Source organism: Corynebacterium jeddahense, assembly GCF_028609865.1.
Taxonomy (GTDB): domain Bacteria; phylum Actinomycetota; class Actinomycetes; order Mycobacteriales; family Mycobacteriaceae; genus Corynebacterium; species Corynebacterium jeddahense.
Genome location: NZ_CP063194.1, coordinates 556,218 through 576,591, shown reverse-complemented (window position 1 = coordinate 576,591; position 20,374 = coordinate 556,218). Strand labels below are relative to the sequence as shown.

Sequence of the window (20,374 nt, the reverse complement as noted above, 5' to 3'; positions counted from 1 at the left end):
TTCCCGGCGGGGGCATGTCGTATACTTCCCGGCGTGACTGACCCCAACCGTCGCGCCCGCGACATCCAGGCCGCCCCCTCGCGCGCGAGGGACGTGTCCCAGGCCGGCCACCCCGTGGTCAAAGGGGTCCTCGCGCTGTTGTCCGCCGCCGCGCTCACGCTCTCCGGCGTGGGCTACTTCACGGTCGGCCGCCTGGGCAGCCAGCTCAGCGCCTCGGAGCTCAACGTGAACACGCAGAGCAAGTCGAAGGGCAAGAAGAGCGACACCTCCCTCGACGGGGCGATGGACATCCTCCTCGTCGGCTCGGATTCGCGTACCGACGCGCAGGGTAACCCGCTGTCCGAAGACGAGCTGCGCCGCCTCAACGCCGGCGTCGCGGACGGCGAGGTAAACACCGACACCATCATGGTCGTGCGCATCCCGGAGGACGGGTCGAAGGCAACGGCGGTGTCCATCCCGCGCGACACGTACATCCACAACTCGAAGTACGGCAACATCAAGATCAACGGCGTCTACGGCGCGTACGCCGCTGACAAGCGCGAGGAGCTCGTGGAAAAGCACGGGATGAGCGAGGGCCCAGAGCTCGAGCAGCAGGTCGCCCGCGCGGGTCAGGAGGGCCTCATCGACGCGGTCGCGAGCCTCACCGGCGTGGAGGTGGACCACTACGCGCAGGTTGGCCTCTTGGGCTTCGTGCTGCTTACCGACGCCGTCGGTGGCGTCCGAGTCTGCCTCAACAACCCCGTGGACGAGCCGCTCTCCGGCGCCCACTTCCCCGCGGGCGTGCAGACGCTCGACGGCGCGCAGGCCCTCTCCTTCGTGCGCCAGCGCCACGACCTGCCCCGCGGCGACCTCGACCGCATCGTCCGCCAGCAGGCCTACATGGCGTCGCTGGTGAGCAGCGTGCTCTCCACCGGCACGCTCACCAACCCCGCCAAGCTGCGGGAGCTGTCCAACGCGGCGGAGCGCTCCGTGACGCTGGACAAGGGGTGGGACGTGGTCCGCTTCGCCCAGCAGCTCTCGGGCCTGGCCGGCGATAACGTCACCTTCACCACCATCCCGGTGACCTCCGTGAACGGCACCGGCGACTACGGCGAGTCCATCGTCACCGTCGACGTCTCCCAGGTGCAGGACTTCATGGCCAAGACGGTCGAGCCGGAGAAGAAGGAGACGGAGAGCAGCACGGTCGCGACGACCGCCGCGAACGCCGCCGCCTTTGCCCACGCCGATGTGAGCGTGCTCAACGCCGGCTCCACGGTCGGCCAGGCGGGGCGCGTCGCCGACGCCCTCAAGGAGCAGGGCATCACCGTCTCCAGCGTGTCCAACGCGATGGAGGGGGTCTACAGCGAGACCCAGGTCGTGGCCGCCGACGCGAACGACCCGGCGGCGCTGGAGCTGGCGCGGGTGCTCGGCGGCGTGCCGGTGACCGTGAACGCGACGCTCGAGCCGGGCGCCGTCATCGCGGTGATCGCGGACGGGTACTCCGGGCCGGGGGCGATGTCCGCGGAGGAGGCGGAGCAGGACGCGCCGGTGGGCACGCCGGGCGACGACTTCGGCGCGGCGGAACCCGCCCCGGAGCTCACCGCGGACAGCGACAGCCCGCGCTGCGTGAATTAACATTCACATATTCCTGGAATAAAACTCCAGGAAACTCGGTTATTTTACGCAATTAGACCAAAGTTATGCATTCTTGCGGTAGAACCTGAGTGCATGACTGACGCGACAGAACCAACCACGCCCACCAGCACCACGCCCACCCAGCCCTCGGACACCGACCCGCCACGGCGGGCAAGCGCCACCGACAAGGTTCTCGCCGGCATCGAGAAGGTCGGCAACGCGCTCCCCGAGCCGTTCACGCTCTTCCTCCTGCTGTTCCTCATCACCGGCATCATCTCCACCGCCATGGCCTGGGCCGGCGCCGAGGTGCAGGTCCCGGGCAGCGACGACATCCGCCAGATCAAGGGCCTGTTCACCAAGGAGGGCCTCGCCTGGTTCACCGTCAACATCGGCGAGAACTACGTCGGCTTCCCGCCGCTCGCGTACGTTTTGCCCATCATCCTCGCCGTCGGCATCGCGGAGCGTTCGGGGATGCTCTCGGCGCTCATCCGCAGCCTGTTCGGCTCCGCAAACACAGTGGTCCTGCCCTACGCCGTGGGCATCATCGGGGTGTCCGCCTCGCTCATCGCGGACCCCGCCTTCATTGTCATCCCGCCGCTCGCCGCGATGGTATTCCAGGCCGCCGGGCGCCACCCCGTCGCCGGGCTGCTCGGCGGCTTCGCGTCCGTCGGCGCCGGCTACGCCACCTCTCTCCTGCCCGGCTCCCTCGACGCCCTGTTCGCCGGCATCACCAATTCCGTCATGGAGTCGCTGCCGGGCATCGAGACCAACGAGGTCACGGTGGTGTCCAACTACTGGTTCAACCTCGCCTCGGCGAGCATCCTCGGCTTCCTCGCCGGCTTCATCATCGACAAGATCCTCGAGCCGCGCCTGCGCAAGCTCGGCGTGCCCGACGCGATGGTCGAGGGCGACGACGGCATGAGCCGCGACCGCGACGGCAACGAGATCTCCGCCGAACTCGCCCCCAACGAGCGGCGTGGCCTGCGCGCCACCCTGTGGGCCACGCTCGTGCTCACCATCATCACGGTCGTGGCGGTGCTCGTCCCCAACTCGCCGTGGCGCAACGAGGACGGCGGCTTCCTGCCCGACTCCCCGCTCATGGAGTCCTCCGTCTTCCTCGTGGTGATGTATTTCGTCGTCATGGGCCTGGCGTATGGCGCGGCCGCCGGCACCGTGAAGAGCGTCACCGACATGACCGACATGATGGGCGAGGCGATGAAGGACATGATCGGCTTTCTCATCCTGGCGTTCATCCTTGGCCAGTTCATCGCGCTGTTCAACTGGTCCGGCATCGGCACCTTCACCGCGGTGAAGGGCGCGCAGGCGCTCGAGAGCGCGGGCATCTCCGGGTTCGGCGCGATCGTCGCCTTCGTCGTCCTCGCGAGCTGCCTCAACCTGCTCATCATCTCCGGGTCGGCGCTGTGGACGCTCATGGCTTCCGTCTTCGTACCGATGTTCGCCCTGCTCGGCTTCGACCCCGCCTTCGTGCAGGCCGCCTACCGCGTAGGCGACTCCGCCACCCAGATCATCACCCCGCTCAACCCGTACATCATCGTCGTCCTCTCCCAGCTTCGGCGTTACGAGCCGAAGGCCGGCGTCGGCACGCTGATGTCCCGACTTATCGTGTTCACCGTGCCGTTCTGGCTGTTCTGGCTCGCGCTGCTGTTCGTCTGGTACCAGTTCGACCTGCCGCTCGGACCGGGCTCGTCGATCTTCCTCTAGTGCCTACACTGGGCGGGCATGAGCATGCTCGCACCGCTTCTGCACAACGATCCGGCATCCCCGCGCCTGACCGTCTACGACGACGCGCGCGGGGTGCGCATGGACTTCTCCGCGCAAACGCTCGACAACTGGGCCAGCAAGGTCGCCAACATGCTCGACGAGGAATTCGACCTCGCCCCCGACGCCGACATCCTCGTCGATCTCCCCGTCTCGTGGCAGGCGGCCGTCATCGCGCTCGGGGCGCTCAACTCGTCGCGCACCCCGCGTATCGACGCCTCCGGAGCCCCCTCCCCAACCCCACCACCGGATCTCGTCTTCACCACCCTCGAAGGCGCCGACCGCTGGAGCGACGTGCCGGACTGCGTTGTCGTCTCCGAGGACCCGTTCGGGCGCGGCGTCGTCGAGTCCGGCGGCGAGCTGCCCGTCGGCACTGTCGATTTCGGCCCGACCGTCCGCTTCTACGGCGACGCCTACTTCGGCGAGAGCCCGCAGCTCGGCGACTTCGCGCGCGACGACGTGCCCGCCGAGCGCACCCTCGTGCAGCGCTGGCAAGACGCGCGGGATTTCATGGAGTCCGTCCTTGCGCCCATCGCCGCCGGCGGCTCCGTCGTCGTGGTCGCGGGCCTCGTTTCCGCGGAGCGGCTGCAGGAAATCGCCTCCGCGGAGAAGGTCACCCAGTTCATCGAAGAGATGTAAGGACACGTCGGCTATCCTGTAGCGCGACACTGCCCGCCCTTCAGGAGGTCCACCGATGCCCGCACGCCCGCCCTTCCGCCTCGCGCTCGCACCCGCTCTCGCCGTGACGGTCGCCGCGGGAGCGCTCGTGCCCGCCGCATCGCCGGCCGCATCGTCCGCCGCAGCAGCGACGTCGACCCCCGCCGCGGGTGCAGCCACCACTACGACCACCCCGGCGACGCCCCAGATGGCCACCGGCCCGGGCAGCAGCAAGTTCACCCAGGACGAGGTGGACAACGCGACGCGCTTCCTCGGCCTGCTCGTGGGCATCGGCGCCGTGGTGGTCACGCTCGGCGCGGCGGGCATCTACTTCGCCGGCCCGCACCTCGGGCTGAAGGTGCCGCAGCTCCCAGGGCTCCCCCGCTAGGCGCGCGAGGCCGTCCTGGGCGCGCCTTGGCCGCCGCGCCCACCCCGCCGCGGCCCGGCCGATCCGCCCCACCACGGCCAAATCCAGCTACTAAGACCCAGCTATTAGCGTTTAGAACGCTAATAGCTGGGTCTTAGTAGCTGGATCGAGCGGAAATGGCGGGCCACCCGGCAACCCACACCCCTACCGCCCGAGCGCGCGGCGCACGAAGCGTCGCCACGCAACGCGCGCCGCCGAGTGCGGCAACGCGACGAGTTCGCGGGCGTAGTTGCGCTTCCGCGACGCCTTGGGCGTCGGTGCCGCCACCATGCGCACCGGGATGCCCAGGTGCCACGCCCACACTTTCGTGCGCGGGACGTGAAACCCGCTGGTCACGACGGTGAGGTACGGCACGTCCGGAAACAGCGCCCGGGATCGCTCCAGGTTCTCGTTCGTGGATTCTGCAAGCGGCTCGAGTACGATCGAGGTCTCCGGCACCCCGTGCGCGGCCAGCCACGCGGCCATGACGCCGGCCTCCTCGTACCCGCTGACCACCACGGGCGCTGGCTCACGGCGCCACACCTCGAGCGCCGTGCGCAGCCGGAACTTGAGCATGCGGGACGGGCGCCCGTCGATAATGCGGGCGCCGAGCACGACGATCGGGCTATTCACCCATGAGACGCCGGCGCAGCGCCTCGTCCTTGCGCTCCACCTCGGCGCTCAGCCGCGCTTGGTAATCCACCATCGCGCGCCGCAGCCCGGGGTCGGACGCGCCGAGGATGCGCGCCGCCAGCAGCCCGGCGTTCTTCGCCCCGCCGATGGAGACGGTGGCCACCGGCACGCCGGACGGCATCTGCACGATGGACAGCAGCGAGTCCAGCCCGTCGAGCGTGTCCAGCGCCCGCGGGATCCCGATGACGGGCAGCGGCGTTGCGGCCGCGACCATGCCCGGCAGGTGGGCGGCGCCGCCCGCGCAGGCGATGATCACCTGCAGGTCACGCGTGTGCGCCTCTTTCGCGTAGGCGAGCATCTTCTCCGGGGTGCGGTGCGCGGAGACCACGCCCACCTCGAACGGGATGCCGAACTCGGCGAGCACCTCCGCCGCAGGCGCGACGGTGTCCCAGTCCGAGTCCGAACCCATGATGATGCCGACAACCGGCTGTGACATTTCCGCCATTTCCCTAGTCCTTCCAGGTTGCGTGGATGATGTAGTGCGCGGCGTCCTCCGCCACGGCGAGCGCCTCCTCGACGCTGCCCGCGCACACGTTGACGTGCCCCATCTTGCGCCCGGGGCGGTGGTCCTTGCCGTAGAGGTGCACCTTGGCCTGCGGGTACTTGCGCATCACCGCGGCGACGCGCTCGGCCATCGGGGTCGCCGGGTCGTCCTCCCCGCCGAGCGTGTTCACCATCACCGTCGCGGGCGCCTGCGTATCGACGCTGCCTAGCGGCCAATCCAGCACCGCCCGCAGGTGCTGCTCAAACTGGGAGGTCACGCAGCCGTCCTGGGTCCAGTGGCCGGTGTTGTGCGGGCGCATCGCCAGCTCGTTGACGGCGACGTCGGGGCCGGTCTCCCCCTCGAACTCGAATAGCTCCACCGCGAGCACGCCGGTCACGCCGAGCCCCTCGGCGACGCGCACCGCGAGGTCCTGGCAGCGCCGCGCGAGTTCGGCAGACAGCCCCGGCGCCGGCGCGATGGCCACGCGGCAGATGCCCCCGTCCTGGCGCGACTCCACGACGGGCCACGCCCGCACCTCGCCGGAGCGGTTGCGCGCCACCATCGCGGAGAGCTCGCGGGTGAACGCGACCTTCTTCTCCGCCATGAGTGGCAGGTCGCGGCCGAGCAGGTCCTCGACCAGGCGCGCGCACTCCTCGCGCGTCGCCGGGAACCACACGCCGTGGCCGTCGTAACCGCCGCGGGTGGCTTTCAAGCACACCTGGCCGTCGGTCTCGTCCCAGAACGCCTCGGCGTCGGCCACCGACCCGATCGCGGCGAACGCCGGCACGGGCAGGCCCGCCTCGGACAGGCGGCGGCGCTGCTCGAGCTTGTCCTGGGCGTACAGGAGCGCGTCGGGGCGGGGTTCGACGGACACGCCAGCGTCGATAAGCAGCTGCGCGTACTCGTTGGGCACGTGCTCGTGGTCGAAGGTGACGGCGTCCGCGCCGTCCGCGATCGCGCGCAGGTCAGCGAGGTCGGTGTAGTCCCCGAGCCGCACGTCGCCGAAGACCTGGGCGGCGGAATCCTCCCGCGACGCGGCGAGCACGCGGGTCTCCACCCCTAGCTCGATCGCTTCCGTCTGCATCATTCGTGCCAACTGGCCGTCGCCGATGACGGCGACGACGGGCATCCCATACGCGTTACTCACGCCGAACACTGTAGTCGCCGCGCCGACGCGCACTCCGGCTACCATCGCAGCCATGGCTGACACGATCGCCCGGCACACTATTTTCCAGAACTCGCTGATGACCGCGCTGCTCGACGGCATCTACGACGGCGAGCTCACCATCGGCGACATCCTGGGCAAGGGCAACTTCGGCCTCGGCACGTTCGACGCGCTCGACGGGGAGATGCTCATCCTCGACGGCGTGTGCCACCAGCTCACCTCCGACGGCAAGGCACGCGTGGCCGACCTCGACCAGCGCACCCCGTTCACGGTGGTGACCAACTTCGTGCCGCGCCTGCGTCTCGACGCACCGAAGGCCATGGTCCGCTCCGAACTTTCCAGCTTCATCGACGCCGCCGAGCCGAGCCACAACTTCTTCACCGCGGTGAAGATCACCGGCCGGTTCAAGGAGGTGCGCGTGCGCACCGTGACCAAGCAGGAAAAGCCGTACCCGCCGATGTCGGAGGCGGTGTCCGCAGACGCCGAGCACACGTTCACCGACGTCAGCGGCGTGATCGGGGGATTTCGCACCCCGGCGTACGCGAAGGGCATCGGCGTGCCGGGCTGCCACGTCCACTTCATCAACGACGAGCACACGCGTGGCGGCCACGTGCTCGACTACACCGTCGACGAGGCGGTCATCGAGCTGTGCCCCGGCACGGACATGGAGCTGCACCTGCCGGTCACGGCCGAGTTCCTCGGCGGGCACCTCTCGCCCGAGGACCTCGACGAACAGCTGCACACTACCGAGGTGAAGGGGTAGCGGGCCTACCGCCGCAACTGCGCCTGGAGCACCTTCTCCACGGCGCGCGTCTTGGCCACCCGCTCGAAGCGCACGGGCTGCGCGTAGCCGTAGAGCGCCACCCACAGCCCGCCGCGCTCGCGGCGCACGGAGTGGATCTGGCGCAGCGGGATGGAATCCACCGCGCCGCGCTTCCCGCGGGCGAGGATGCGCTTGTCGGTGACGATGAAGCGGTGACGCCGCGACGCCGCCAGCGGCACGAGGAACCGCCATGCCACCAGCACCGCCCAGGCGAGCACGACGAGGTTGCGCGTCTGCGGGTTCACGTGCGGGGTGACGTCCATCCAGCCGATGGCCATCCACGCCACGCCGGTGGCCAAGACGATCTCCAGCAGCGGGATGGTCAGCGAGGAAAGCGGCGCGCAGACGTCGGCGAGGACCACCTCGTCCTCGCCAACCCGAAACGGCGCCTTTCCAGCCATCACCAGGCAGGGTACTGGACGCCTAGGACGTCGGGCGCAGGTGGTGGACGTCGCCGACGGAGTACGGGACGCCGTCGATAAGTACCTCGCCCTCGTCGCTGACGCCGGTGACGGTGCCGCGGACCTCGCCGTCGTCGTCGCTCGTACGCAGCTCGAGGCGGACCTGCTGGCCGATGGTGGAGCACACCGCGCGGTAGTCGGCGAGCAGCTGCGGGTCGCCGTCGCGCCACTGCCGCAGGCGTTGCCCCATGGCGGTGAGGATGTCGACGGTGAAGTCGTCGAAGTCGACGTCGATGCCCTCGAGGTTGAGCGCCGTGGCGGTCTCTACCGGCAGATCCTCGGGGCGCATGGCCACGTTGATGCCGATGCCGACGATGACGCGTGGCATGTCCAGCGCGGAGAGAATACCGGCGATCTTCTTGCCGCCGATCTGCACGTCGTTCGGCCACTTCAGCTTCGCCTGCGGCACGACGTCGGTGACGGCGACGCCCGGCGCGATGGAGAGCAGCCCGAACGGCGGCGGAGTCTCGCCCGCCTCGACGACCATGCTCATCGCCAGCTGCGACCCCTTCGGAGAGACCCAGTGGCGCCCGAGTCGGCCCTTGCCCTCGGTCTGCTCGTCGGCGATGAGCACGGTGCCCGGCGCGCCCTCCTTGAGCAGGTCGGCGTTGGTGGAACCGGTCGTCTCCACCCACCGCACGTCCGGCCAGTACTCCGCCACCGCGTCCTGGATGGCCTGAATATCCCTCACAGTCATGCCCCCGAGCATATTGCGTATCGACGCCCCGACGGCACCCGCCGCCGAATCCTGAATAGTCGTCCGACATTCACCCGCCCCGCGGCCCTATCCTCGGCTGTGTTCCCCAACCCCCGATGAAAGGTTGCAGGTATGTCGAACAACGACCACACTCCCGCCACGAACGCCGCCTCCCCGGCCGGCGACACCGTCTCCGGCAAGCCGGGGGCCGCCACGCCGAGCGTTGAGGAGCCCCAGGCCCCCGCGAACCCGCCGCGCGACACCGACGCGCAGCAGGGCCCGGCGCCCGTCTCCCCCACCGGCTGCCCGTTCCACGTCGGCGCGGGTAGCGCTGCCGAGGTCGATCCGCGCGCGCAGCAGGGCAAGTACCTCACCACCTCGCAGGGTGCGCGCCTGGGCGAGACGTCGAAGTCCCTGCGCGCCGGCGAGCGCGGCCCGCTGCTCATGCAGGACCACCACTTCCGCGAGAAGATCACCCACTTCGACCATGAGCGCATCCCGGAGCGCGCCGTGCACGCCCGCGGCGTCGGCGCCCACGGCGTGTTCGTGGCCAACGGCAACGCGTCGAAAATCTCGAAGGCCGCCGTGTTCAAGAAGGACAAGGAGACGCCGGTCTTCGTCCGCTTCTCCACCGTGCTGGGCTCCCGCGGCTCTGCCGATTCCGTGCGCGACACCCGCGGCTGGGCGACGAAGTTCTACACCGAGGAGGGCAACTGGGACCTCGTGGGCAACAACATCCCGGTCTTCTTCATCCAGGACGCGATCAAGTTCCCGGACGTTGTCCACGCCGGCAAGCCGCACCCAGACCGCGAGATCCCGCAGGCCCAGTCCGCGCACGACACGTTCTGGGACTTCGTCGGCCTGCACACCGAGGCCACGCACCACACGCTGTGGAACATGTCGGACCGCGGCATCCCGCGCTCGCTGCGCACGATGGAGGGCTTCGGCATCCACACCTTCCGCTTCATCAACGACGCAGGCGAGACCACGCTGGTGAAGTTCCACTGGAAGCCCAAGTTCGGCGTGCACTCCCAGGTCTGGGAGGAGGCGCAGATCACCGGCGGCATGGACCCGGACTTCCACCGCCGCGACCTGTACGACGCGATCGAGGCCGGCGCCTACCCGCAGTGGGATCTGGGCGTGCAGGTCTTCCCGGACACCGAGGACCAGATGTTCGAGGGCATCGACCTGCTGGACCCGACCAAGCTCGTGCCCGAGGAGCTCGCACCGGTGGAGATCATCGGCACCATGACGCTGAACAAGAACCCGCGCAACTACTTCGAGGAAGTTGAGCAGGTCGCGTTCTGCCCGTCCCACCTGCCCCCGGGCATCGACGTCACCGCCGACCCGCTGCTCCAGGGCCGCCTGTTCTCCTACCTGGACACCCAGATCTCGCGCCTCGGCGGGCCGAACTTCACCCAGCTGCCGATCAACCGCCCGCAGGCCCCGGTGAACGACAACCTGCGCGACGCCATGCACCAGGTCGGCTCCCACACCGGCGTCGCGCCGTACAAGCCGAACTCGCTCGACGAGAACGCGCCGGCCGAGGCGTCCGTCGAAGAGGGCGCATTCATCGACGTCCCGGTGGCCGTCTCTGGCGAGATCACCCGCGAGCACGCCGCCTCCTTCGACGACCACTTCTCCCAGGCCCGCCTGTTCTACATCTCCCTGTCTGACGTGGAGCAGGAGCACCTCACCCAGGCCCTCTCCTTCGAGTTGGGCAAGTGCTACGAGGAGGCCGTGAAGGTGCGCTACCTCGATGTGCTCGCGCACGTGGACCAGCAGCTCGCGGAAACGGTCGCGGACAACCTCGGCCTGCCGCACCCGGCAGCCCAGGATGTGGCGGACGTTAAGCCGTCCAAGGCGCTGTCCCAGATGGGCGGCACCTGGCCTATCGACGGCCGCCAGGTGGGCATCCTCATCTCCACCGATCTGGACGACGCTTCCGCCAAGGCAGTAGGCGCACTGGTGGACGACCTCTTCGCCGCCGGCACCACCCCGCTGCTCGTGGCGGAGAAGGGCGGCACTGTCAACCTCGGCGGCAAGGACGTGTCCATCTCGCGCACGTACCTCACCGCCAGCTCGATCGAGTTCGACGCCGCCATCGTGGTCAACCCGCCCGCGAAGCCGGACGTGGCCACCATGCTTGGCGAGTTCGAGCGCCACAAGAAGGCCATCGTCGCCGTGGGCGGCGCCGGCAAGCAGGCGCTCGACGCGGCGCGCGTGCCGGCCGACCAGCCGGGCATCGTCGCCGTCGACACCGCGGACGCCGCCGCTGCCCCGGTGAAGGAGCTGCTCGCGTCCCACCGCGTCTGGGAGCGTTAGTTCCGCACTGGCCCCCGCATTCGCCCCGCGCCGCTCGTTCGGCGCGGGGCGTCGTTCTGAAAATGCGGTAGTAGGCGCCGTTCGTGCAGTATGATTCCGACGTCAGGCACCTGCTGTGGCTGCGCGAGCGCCTCGGCGGCCGCGCGGCCAACCTCATGGTGCTCACCACGGGCAAGCAGGCGTACGTGCGCAAGGGCGAAACGTTCGGGGCGGAGCCGTCGATAAGCATGGGGCAACGCACGGAATCTACACTGGGGCGCTATGAGTTCATCCAAACCCGACATGACCACCACGGCCGGCCGCATCGAAGACCTGCGCAACCGCCTGGACGAGGCGCAGGTCCCGGTCGGCCAGGACGCGATCGACGCGGTCCACGACGCCGGGGCGGCGACCGCCCGCGAGCGCGTGGAGCGCCTGCTTGACGACGGCACATTCGTGGAGACCGACGCCCTAGCTAAGCACCGCGTCGAGGCCTACAAGATGGACAAGACGAAGCCATCGACGGACGGCGTGGTCACCGGCTACGGGCTCATCGACGGCCGGCGGGTCTGCGTGTTTTCCCAGGATCCGACGATCTTCGACGGGCAGATCGGCGAGGTCTACGCCGAGAAGATGCTCAAGGTCTACGAGCTGGCCACCAAGACGGGCGTGCCGCTGATCGGCATCTACGACTCCACCGGCCCGCGCTGGAAGGAAGGCATTGTCACCGCGCACATGCAGGCGCAGATCCTGCGCGCCGCCACCCGCGCGTCGGGGCTCGTCCCGCAGATCGCGGTCGTGGCGGGCGACGCGGCGGCGCTCGCGGCGGCGACCGTGCCGCTCGCGGACGTGACCATCATGGCCGAGGACGCCGCGCTGCACGTGAGCAGCGCGGACATCGTGAGCAAGGTCGCCGCCACGGAGACCACCACCACCGAGCTGGGCGGCAGCGCCATCCACGCGGCCGAGACCGGCCTGGCGCAGCTTACCGCGGCCAGCGACGCCGACGCCGTGGACCTCGCCCGCGCCGTCGTGGGCTACCTGCCGCTGAACAACAAGGCGGCCTCCCCGCTCGGCGCCGACGTCGACGCGGACGCGGGCGCCGACCTCGATACGTTCATGCCGGACGACGACAACCAGCCCTACGACGTCGCCGACATCATCGCCGCGGTCACCGACGGCGACTTCCTCGAGCTCTCCCCCGAGTTCGCGGCGAGCGTGGTCACCGGCTTCGCGCACGTCGGCGGGCGCGCCGTCGGTGTCGTCGCGACGCAACCGAGCGTCCTCGCCGGCTGCCTCACGCGCGACGCCGCGCGCAAGGCGGCCCGCTTCATCCGCACGTGTGACGCGTTCAACCTGCCCATCGTGCAGCTCGTCGACTGCCCCGGCTTCCTCCCCTCCGCGGAGGAGGAACGCTCCGGCTCTGCCGCCGGCGCCGCCGCCCTCGCCTTCGCGTTCGCCGAGGCGCAGGTGGGCACGATCACCGTGGTCACCCGCAAGGCGCTCGGCCCGGCCTACGCCCTGCTCGGGTCGAAGGGCCTCGGCGCGGATCTCGTCTTCGCGTGGCCGACGGCGCAGATCGCGCTCGCCGACGCCGCCACCGCCGCCGAGGCCATCGGCACCGACGAGGCGGAGTACGCCGAGGCGAACCTCAACCCGTACGTGGCCACCGAGCGCGGCCTCGTTGACGCGGTCATCGAGCCGTCCGCGACCCGCACCCGCGTCCTCGAGGGCCTGCGCCTGCTCGAGCGCAAGGTCGCCTACCCGACGCAGAAGAAACACGGCAACATCCCGCTGTAAGGAGGCCGACGTGGATATTCAGGTAGTCAAGGGCAACCCGACCGAGGCGGAGCTCGCCGCCCTGGCCCAGGTGCTCGAGCAGATCCAGCGCGAGCGCAAGCTCGCCGGCGTGCGGCCGGACGCCAACCTGTGGGGCGTGGCGCACCCGGCCACCGCGTTCAACCCGCACGCGTTCGATTCCGCGGCGTACTTCTGATGCGGCTGGTCCTGGCGTCGCAGTCGCCGTCGAGACGCATGCTGCTCGAGCAAGGCGGGGTGGCGCCCGTGCTCCGCCCCGCGGACCTCGACGAGGACGCGCTCATCGCCTCGCTTCACGACGCACCTCCGGCCACCATCGTCGCCACCCTCGCCCGCGCAAAAACGGAGACGGCCATCGCCGAATTTCCCGATGACGTGGTCGTAGGCTGCGACTCCATGCTGCTCCTCGACGGCGAACTGCTGGGCAAGCCGCACACCGTGGACGAGACCGTGCGCCGGTGGAAAGCGCAGCGCGGCAAGGTCGCGCAGCTGCTCACCGGGCACGCGGTGTGGTTCGGCGGCGAGTGGGTGGTAGACACCGTCGCCACCAGCATCCGCTTCGGCGATGTCTCGGACGCCGACATCGAGGCCTACGCCCGCTCCGGCCAGCCGCTCGAGTGCGCCGGCGCGTTCACGCTGGAGGCGCTCGGCAGCTGGTTCATCGACGCCATCGACGGCGACCCCACCAGCGTCATCGGTCTGTCCATGCCGCTGCTGCGGCGCTGCCTGTACCGCTTCGGGCTCGACGCCTCGGACTTCTGGGCATAGCGGACTGCGCATGGCGGATGCAATCGGCGGGTAGCCTGGCGCGCATGGAAATCAACGACATGCTCGCCCCCAAGCCCATCGAGCTGCCCGCCGACCCGGCCGCCGGCGAGGACCTCCTTGCCGACGCCACCGCGCTCGCCCACCCCGACTCCCCCGCCGTGTGGGCCGCCCGCGCCGAACGCGAGCTGTCGGACGGCGACCAGCTCGTCGCCTACGCCTACGCCCGCACGGGCTACCACCGCTCCCTCGACCGGCTGCGCGCCAACGGCTGGAAGGGCTGGGGCCCGGTGCCGGCCTCGCACGAGCCGAACCAGGGCGTGCTCAAGGCCATCGCGATGCTGGCGCTCGCCTCGAAGGCGATCGGCGACCAGGCGGAATACGACCGCTGCCGCCAGATGCTTTCCGACGCCGACCCGCAGTCGGTGGAAACGCTCCTGGCGGCAGCGGACGAGTAGCGCTGCGCTGCGCTGATAGTTCTGCGCTGCGCTTTTAGCGCTGCGTTGTGCTGCGCTGTGCGCTCTCCTCAAGCTCAACCAGCTTCGAGGTGTTCTGCGCCGTCTTCACCAGCGAGACGTAGAACTCCAGCGTGATGCGCGTAACCACCACCGCGATGAATGCGGCGAGGGTGCCGAAGATGAGGAACCCCACGAGCATCAGCATGCCCTCGCCGAAGCTGTCGCCGAAGCCAGCGAAGGAGAACAGCAGGCCAGACACCCACGCGAGGGCGATGAGGCCGAGCGAGATCGCGTAGATCACGCGCATGAAGTCGACGGTGATGTAGCGGCTGAAGGACAGGTCGAACAGCGCGTTGAAGAAGCCGTTGCCCTTGCCCGACTTCGCGGGCTTGCCGTAGCCGTACTGCGACTGGTCGTACTGCTGGGTGCCGGCCTGGGGGAACTGCCCGTACTGGGCCTGCTGGCCGTACTGCCCCTGCCCGTACTGGCCCTGCCCGTACTGGCCCTGCCCGTACTGGCCCTGCCCGTACTGCGGCTGGGTGTAGCTCTGCTGGCTGTACTGGGTCTGGCCGTACTGCGGCTGAGAGTACCCCTGCCCGTACTGGCTCTGGCCGTACTGGGCCTGGGAGTACTGGCCCTGCTGCCCGTACTGGTTCTCGCCGTACTGGTTCTCGCCGTGCTGTGGCTGCACCGACGGGTACTGGCCATAGCTCGGGTAGCTGCTCTGGCTCTCGGCTTGGTCGGAGTGGGCGCCGAAGCTGCCGGTCTCGTTGGTGGAGCTGGTGGAGCTGGTATCGCCGGTGGAGCTGGTCTCGCTGTCGCTGGTGGCGCTGGTATCGCCGGTGAGGTCGCTGGAGGTGCCGGTCTGGTCGTCGTCCGGGTCCGGAGTGTGGTTCGGGTTGTAGGGCGTGGACATGGGAGCTCCTTGCGTCTTTGGGGTTGAACACAATAACCATAGACCGGCGACGGTGCGCCTGCTGGGGCAAGCCGGGTAGTAAGAGTACGCAAAACACCCGGTCGGCACCGACGGGAACGCGGGTGTTGTCAACTGTTACGGGCAGGGGGCGCGGCGTGGAGGCCGGGTTTTGTAAAAATCCGCGCAAGCGAGACGCCTTCACGCGGGGTGCCGACCTGGGCTTTTGTCGGTGGGGTTGTGGATTTTTACAAGCACCACCGCCAAAGCACCACCGCCCCGGTCCAACGTGGGAGGGACCGGGGCGGTGGTGGCTTGAGACGTCGATAAGCAAGAAGCGCTTAGGCGTTCTTCTCCTCGACGCGCTTGATGGCCTCCTCGGCCACGAGCTCCTGGATGCCCATGTCGAGCTCGGAGGTGAAGCCGACGCAGGAGCAGTTGATCTCGCCGAGGACGTAGGTGTCCTCGCCGGTCTCGTCGTCGTCGGCGAGCATGAAGTCCGCGGTCCAGATGAGCGGGATGTTGTCGCCGCCGAGGTTCTCCGCGATGACCGGGCGGGCCTCGGCGAACATGTCGATGAGCTCCTGCCACTCCTCAGGCTTCTGGTAGGTGTACTTCGCGCCGGAGAACAGGGTCGCGGAGAAGGCGTCGCCGCCCTCGGCCGGCTTCTTGTGCACGACGAACACCGGGTGCGGGCCGACGAGCAGGATGCGGATCTCGCCCTCGACGATGCGCGGCATGAAGCGCATGTCAACGAGCATGCCGTTGTCGCCCACGATGTACTGGTCGCAGAAGTCCATGAACTCGCCGAGCTCGCGCTCCTCGGTGTGGTTGTCCACGGCCTCGGTGCACTTGAGCTTGGTGTCCAGCGGCAGGGCGGTGCCCGGTTCGACGGACTCGGCGAGGGACTCGTCGGCGAGGCGCACGCGCCAGATGCCGGAGCCGGTGGAGCCGCGGTTCTGCTTGAGCACGCGCTCGCCGTAGGACAGGGAGGTCGGGAAGGTGTTGTGGAAGTCCTCCACCTCGTAGTACGCGGCGGTGTCTTCCGGCACGAGGTCGGTCTTGTTCAGCTTCACCAAGGCGTCCTTCGCGCCGTAGGAGATCATCTCCTCCGGGGTGGACATGCCGACCAGGCCGGCCTCGGACAGGCGGGTGAGCAGGTCGAAGTAGCCCTTCTCGCCGCCCGGGATGTTGCCCGGGTTCACGCGGGAGATGTAGGCGTCGAAGTTCTCGGAGACGTAGGTGAACAGGTCGTCGCTCCACTCGGGGCGGAAGAAGACAACCTCGGAATCCCAGCCCTTGTCCTTGATCGCGTTGACGATGGGCATGGTGTCCTTGCGGTGGCCGTCGAAGGACTTGTCGGAGCCGCCTTCGACCTCGAAGACAACAATCGCCTTGTGCACGGTGGTTCCCTTTCGTGATGCATGCCCCCGACCGGCGCTCGGTAGCGCCGCCGGGGCAATTGAGATTCGGTAGAACAAACTGGCCGTAACCTGTGTGTTCCTCGGTTTGACTGTAACTCCCGGGAGTGATTCTTACCCGGCGACCAGGGCGATAGTGGGCAAGTTCACACGGGGCGAAAAACACACGATCGCATCAGGCGGACCGCATTCGTTTCTGTATCGTTGTGGTTGCTTTGCTCCCCGCCGGATTCAGGCGGACCCGACTGAGAAGAAAGGTGGTCGCCGTGGGCATCGAGCTCGACGACAACCCCCAGTTCAAGGACTACGCGCACCCGGAGAAGTTCGTCTCCGCGGCGTGGTTGTCGGCGCGCCTCGGCGTGCCGGGGCTGAAGGTTGTGGAAAGCGACGAGGACGCGTTCCTCTACGACATCGGCCACATCCCCGGCGCCGTGCGCATCGACTGGACACGGGACCTCAACGACCCGCTCGTGCGCGACTTTATCGACGGCGCAGCGTTCGCCGAACTCATGCGCTCGCGCGGCATCGAGCGCGACGACACGGTGGTCATCTACGGCGACAGCTCCAACTGGTGGGCTGCCTACACCGCCTGGGTCTTCGAGCTATTCGGCCACCCCGACGTGCGCCTCCTCGACGGCGGCCGCGACGCCTGGATGGGCGAGGAGCGCGACACCTCGTTCGTCGTGCCCGAGTACGCACCCTCCGACTACCCCGTCGTGGAGCGCCAGGACGGCCCCTTCCGCACGTTCGCCGCGGAGCTCCTCCAGCGCAAGCCGCAGCAGCTTATCGACGCCCGTCCGGCCCCCTTCTACCAGGGCGACAGCGACGCCGCCGAGACGAGCTGCGCCACCTCGCTGCGCCAGGGCCACATCCCGGGCGCGGTGAACGTGCCGTGGGGTCGCTCCGTCTTCCCCAACGCGCGCTTCCGCCCGGTGGAGGACATCCGCGCGATCTACGAGGACTTCGACCGCGACGCGGAGACGGTGGTGTACTGCCAGCTCGGCGAGAGCTCGTCGCACACGTGGTACGTGCTCAAGCACGTCCTCGGCTTCACCGACGTTTCGCTCTACGACGGCTCCTGGGCCGAGTGGGGCAACATGGTCCGCGTGCCGGTGGAAAAGGGCGAATAGCGGCCGCGCCCCGCGTCGTTGAGGAGGCGGCGGCCGGGCCTGTAACATGGTGCGACATTTACCCGATGGTTTGACGGTTCCTATTTCCGAATGAAGGACGGGATTGCTTCGTGCCCACTACCGCAACGACTTCTGACCTGCCCAACACCCTGACCAAGGTGCTGGTGGCCAACCGCGGCGAGATCGCCGTGCGCGTCATCCGCGCCTGCCAGGACGAAGGCTTGGCGTCGGTGGCTGTGTACGCGGAGCCGGATGCAGACGCACCTTTCGTGCAGCTCGCCGACGAAGCCTTCGCCCTCGGTGGCACGACCGCGGCCGAGAGCTACCTCGACATGGACAAGGTGATCGGCGCGGCGCAGAAGGCGGGCGCCGACGCCATCCACCCCGGCTACGGCTTCCTCTCCGAGAACGCGGAGTTCGCGCAGAAGGTCATCGACGCCGGCATCACGTGGATCGGCCCGTCGCCGGAATCCATCGCGGCGCTTGGAGATAAGGTCACGGCCCGCCACATTGCTGAGGCCGCCGACGCGCCCATGGCGCCGGGCACAAAGAACCCGGTCGCCGACGCGGACGAGGTGATCGCCTTCGCCGACGAGCACGGCCTGCCCGTGGCCATCAAGGCCGCGTTCGGCGGCGGCGGTCGTGGCATGAAAGTCGCCTACACGCGCGAGGAGATCCCGGAGCTATTCGAGTCCGCTACCCGCGAGGCCACGGCGGCGTTCGGTCGCGGTGAGTGCTTCGTGGAGCGCTACCTGGACAAGGCGCGCCACGTCGAGGCGCAGGTGCTCGCGGACATGCACGGCAACGTCGTCGTCGTCGGCACGCGAGATTGCTCGCTGCAGCGCCGCTTCCAGAAGCTCGTCGAGGAGGCGCCCGCCCCCTTCCTCACCGACGAGCAGCGCGAGCGCATCCACGCCTCCGCGAAGGCGATCTGCCGCGAAGCGGGCTACTACGGCGCCGGCACGGTGGAGTACCTCGTCGGCTCCGACGGGCTCATCTCCTTCCTCGAGGTGAATACCCGCCTCCAGGTCGAGCACCCCGTCACCGAGGTCACCGCCGGCATCGACCTCGTGCGCGAGCAGTTCCGCATCGCGCGCGGGGAGGCATTGCGTATCGACGCCGATCCGGTCCCCCGCGGCCACGCCATCGAGTTCCGCATCAACGGTGAGGACGCGGCGGCGAACTTCATGCCGGCGCCGGGCACCGTGACGGCCTACGCCGAGCCCGCCGGCCCCGGCGTGCGGGTGGATTCCGGCGTGCGTGCCGGCTCCGTCGTGGGCGGCCAGTTCGACTCCATGCTGGCCAAGCTCATCGTCTCCGGCGCGACCCGCCACGAGGCGATCGAGCGGGCGCGCCGCGCGCTCGGCGAGTACGTTGTCGCCGGCTTCCCCACCGTCATCCCGTTCCACCAGGCGGTGTTGAACGACCCGGCCTTCGTCGGCGACGAGGACGGCTTCGGCGTGTACACCCGCTGGATCGAGGAGGAGTGGAACGGCGAGCTGCCCGACGCGGGCACGGATGCCGACGCCGACACCGAGACCGAGGGCGCCCCGGCTCGCCGCACGTTCGCCGTCGAGGTGGACGGGCGTCGCATCGAGGTCGCGCTGCCCGAGGAGCTCGTGGCCGCTGGTCCGGTGAAGCGCAAGCCGAAGGGGCGTCGAAACGCAACGAAGGCCGCGGTCTCCGGCGACGCGGTCGCCTCCCCCATGCAGGGCTCCGTGATCAAGGTCAACGTCGCCGAGGGCGACGAGGTGAACGAGGGCGACGTGCTCGTCGTCCTCGAGGCGATGAAGATGGAGAACCCCGTCAAGGCGCACAAGGCCGGCACCGTCACCGGCCTCGCCGTCGAGGCCGGCGCGCAGGTGAACAAGGCCGCCGTGCTTATGGAGCTGAAGTAAGCGCCTCGACGAGCTCCGGCGGCAGCTGTCGCAGGATCGCCGGCGCGGCGAGCGCGAGCCCGACGGCGAGTGCGATCCAGAACGCCACCTTGCCACCCTCGCTGCTCTGCGCGTGCGAGGCATCGGAGGCCGGCGTCATCGTCACCGGCACCACCGTGACGCGCTTTGGGAGCCTGGAGCCGATGAAGTCGCGCTCCTCGTTCTCTGTCACCTCGCGGCCCTCCGCCGGCTTCGACCCGCGGTTGAGTTTGGCGCGGTCGCCGGTGACGGTGTTGGTCACCTCGCTCGAGCCTGTATAAATGGCCACGAAGCCCTTCCCCGGCGCCCAGACAGGGCCGCCCGAATCGCCGGGCCGGCCGCCCGGGCCGTCCCAGTAGACGTTGTTGCCCAGGTTGCTCACGTACGTCCCGCAGAGCGGGTGCTTGCTGGTCACGCCGTACATGCAAAGCTGGTCGCCGGCGGCGAGGTCGGCGCCGTCGATGACGGTGTTGCCGGTGTACTTGTTGGGCCCGACGGTGACCGCCTCGTCCCAGATGATGACCCCCCAGTCGTTGCCGCTCAGCGGCTTGCGGTAGTCCTTCGACGGGAAGAACACGCCGGTGGCGCGGCCCCCGCCGGGGGTGTCCGACTCGACGCGCGCGCCCGAAGCGCCGCAGTGCGCGGCGGTGTAGCTCACGTGCTGGCCCGGGTCGTTAAACCCGATGGTGCAGGTGTTCGCGCCGCCCACCTTGATGGTGTCGCCCTGCGTCACGGTGGGCGCGGTGGGCGCCTGTGGTGCCGTGGTGGGCGCTGCAGGCTGCGTCTCGGCGGCTATTGCCGGGGCCGCGGTGAGTGTGAGGGCGGCCGCCGTCGTCAGGCACAAGCGTCGAAGCATGCATCAAGATTAAC

Annotated in this window: 20 protein-coding genes; 12 read left to right on the top strand and 8 right to left on the bottom strand. The window is 69.0% G+C overall.

The genetic code is table 11. The annotated features are described in order from the left end of the window. Positions 1-33 precede the first annotated feature (33 nt). The 4 genes from CJEDD_RS02830 (at position 34) to CJEDD_RS02815 (ending at position 4,438) form a co-directional block, all read left to right on the top strand. On the top strand, positions 34-1,614 hold the full coding sequence (locus CJEDD_RS02830; protein WP_042406014.1) for an LCP family protein: 1,581 nt from the start codon (positions 34-36) through the stop codon (positions 1,612-1,614). A 93-nt stretch (positions 1,615-1,707) separates the two neighbouring features. Continuing rightward, complete coding sequence (locus tag CJEDD_RS02825; protein WP_081764493.1) at positions 1,708-3,336, top strand: AbgT family transporter; 1,629 nt, start codon at positions 1,708-1,710, stop codon at positions 3,334-3,336. Between the two features lie 18 nt (positions 3,337-3,354). Beyond that, entirely contained in the window at positions 3,355-4,032 is a 678-nt protein-coding gene (locus tag CJEDD_RS02820) for a TIGR03089 family protein (RefSeq protein WP_273657602.1), read from the top strand. A 55-nt stretch (positions 4,033-4,087) separates the two neighbouring features. Then, a complete protein-coding gene (locus CJEDD_RS02815) occupies positions 4,088-4,438 on the top strand; it encodes a hypothetical protein (RefSeq protein ID WP_042405460.1) in 351 nt (116 codons plus the stop codon). Between the two features lie 183 nt (positions 4,439-4,621). On the opposite strand, the gene CJEDD_RS02810 is transcribed toward CJEDD_RS02815, so the two are convergent. From CJEDD_RS02810 to CJEDD_RS02800, 3 genes are read right to left on the bottom strand one after another with little or no spacing between them, the layout of a single operon-like run. Further along, positions 4,622-5,089 carry a YdcF family protein gene (locus CJEDD_RS02810; protein WP_074432477.1) on the bottom strand — a complete coding sequence of 156 codons (468 nt, stop codon included), beginning with the start codon at positions 5,087-5,089 and terminating at the stop codon, positions 4,622-4,624. Then, positions 5,082-5,585, bottom strand: coding sequence for a 5-(carboxyamino)imidazole ribonucleotide mutase (purE, locus tag CJEDD_RS02805; protein WP_042405475.1), 504 nt, complete (start codon positions 5,583-5,585; stop codon positions 5,082-5,084). The genes CJEDD_RS02810 and purE overlap by 8 nt, the downstream gene beginning before the upstream one ends. A 13-nt stretch (positions 5,586-5,598) precedes the next feature. Next, entirely contained in the window at positions 5,599-6,762 is a 1,164-nt protein-coding gene (locus CJEDD_RS02800) for a 5-(carboxyamino)imidazole ribonucleotide synthase (RefSeq protein WP_081764474.1), read from the bottom strand. A 70-nt stretch (positions 6,763-6,832) separates the two neighbouring features. On the opposite strand from CJEDD_RS02800, the gene budA reads away from it, so the two are divergent. Then, positions 6,833-7,561, top strand: coding sequence for an acetolactate decarboxylase (budA, locus tag CJEDD_RS02795; RefSeq protein ID WP_042405459.1), 729 nt, complete (start codon positions 6,833-6,835; stop codon positions 7,559-7,561). A gap of 5 nt (positions 7,562-7,566) precedes the next feature. On the opposite strand, the gene CJEDD_RS02790 is transcribed toward budA, so the two are convergent. Together CJEDD_RS02790 and CJEDD_RS02785 are read right to left on the bottom strand one after the other, a co-directional pair. After that, complete coding sequence (locus CJEDD_RS02790; protein ID WP_042405458.1) at positions 7,567-8,022, bottom strand: hypothetical protein; 456 nt, start codon at positions 8,020-8,022, stop codon at positions 7,567-7,569. A gap of 22 nt (positions 8,023-8,044) precedes the next feature. Then, a complete protein-coding gene (locus tag CJEDD_RS02785; RefSeq protein ID WP_232297664.1) occupies positions 8,045-8,779 on the bottom strand; it encodes a biotin--[acetyl-CoA-carboxylase] ligase in 735 nt (244 codons plus the stop codon). A 132-nt stretch (positions 8,780-8,911) separates the two neighbouring features. Here CJEDD_RS02785 and CJEDD_RS02780 point away from each other — a divergent pair, with 132 nt between their 5' ends. The 5 genes from CJEDD_RS02780 to CJEDD_RS02760 all read left to right on the top strand — a co-directional run bounded on the left by CJEDD_RS02780 (position 8,912) and on the right by CJEDD_RS02760 (position 14,124). Further along, positions 8,912-11,104, top strand: coding sequence for a catalase (locus CJEDD_RS02780; RefSeq protein ID WP_042405455.1), 2,193 nt, complete (start codon positions 8,912-8,914; stop codon positions 11,102-11,104). A 261-nt stretch (positions 11,105-11,365) separates the two neighbouring features. Continuing rightward, complete coding sequence (locus tag CJEDD_RS02775) at positions 11,366-12,883, top strand: acyl-CoA carboxylase subunit beta (RefSeq protein ID WP_042405453.1); 1,518 nt, start codon at positions 11,366-11,368, stop codon at positions 12,881-12,883. 10 nt (positions 12,884-12,893) lie between these two features. After that, positions 12,894-13,079 carry an acyl-CoA carboxylase subunit epsilon gene (locus tag CJEDD_RS02770; protein ID WP_042405451.1) on the top strand — a complete coding sequence of 62 codons (186 nt, stop codon included), beginning with the start codon at positions 12,894-12,896 and terminating at the stop codon, positions 13,077-13,079. Next, a complete protein-coding gene (locus tag CJEDD_RS02765; protein ID WP_042405449.1) occupies positions 13,079-13,669 on the top strand; it encodes a Maf family protein in 591 nt (196 codons plus the stop codon). The genes CJEDD_RS02770 and CJEDD_RS02765 overlap by 1 nt, the downstream gene beginning before the upstream one ends. Before the next feature lie 44 nt (positions 13,670-13,713). After that, positions 13,714-14,124 (top strand): DUF3151 domain-containing protein, encoded by a 411-nt coding sequence (locus CJEDD_RS02760; protein ID WP_042405447.1) that lies wholly within the window; start codon positions 13,714-13,716, stop codon positions 14,122-14,124. 34 nt (positions 14,125-14,158) lie between these two features. Here CJEDD_RS02760 and CJEDD_RS02755 read toward each other — a convergent pair whose 3' ends face one another. Then, positions 14,159-15,040, bottom strand: coding sequence for a DUF4282 domain-containing protein (locus CJEDD_RS02755; protein WP_052333719.1), 882 nt, complete (start codon positions 15,038-15,040; stop codon positions 14,159-14,161). A gap of 338 nt (positions 15,041-15,378) precedes the next feature. Further along, entirely contained in the window at positions 15,379-16,440 is a 1,062-nt protein-coding gene (locus tag CJEDD_RS02750; protein ID WP_042405446.1) for a Cj0069 family protein, read from the bottom strand. A 284-nt stretch (positions 16,441-16,724) separates the two neighbouring features. Here CJEDD_RS02750 and CJEDD_RS02745 point away from each other — a divergent pair, with 284 nt between their 5' ends. Further along, complete coding sequence (locus CJEDD_RS02745) at positions 16,725-17,588, top strand: sulfurtransferase (RefSeq protein ID WP_042405468.1); 864 nt, start codon at positions 16,725-16,727, stop codon at positions 17,586-17,588. Between the two features lie 110 nt (positions 17,589-17,698). After that, positions 17,699-19,486, top strand: a complete 1,788-nt coding sequence (locus CJEDD_RS02740) for an acetyl-CoA carboxylase biotin carboxylase subunit (protein WP_232297663.1) — start codon at positions 17,699-17,701, stop codon at positions 19,484-19,486. On the opposite strand, the gene CJEDD_RS02735 is transcribed toward CJEDD_RS02740, so the two are convergent. Next, on the bottom strand, positions 19,470-20,360 hold the full coding sequence (locus CJEDD_RS02735) for a chymotrypsin family serine protease (RefSeq protein WP_157034402.1): 891 nt from the start codon (positions 20,358-20,360) through the stop codon (positions 19,470-19,472). The two genes, CJEDD_RS02740 and CJEDD_RS02735, sit on opposite strands and share 17 nt — an antisense overlap. Positions 20,361-20,374: the final 14 nt, after the last annotated feature.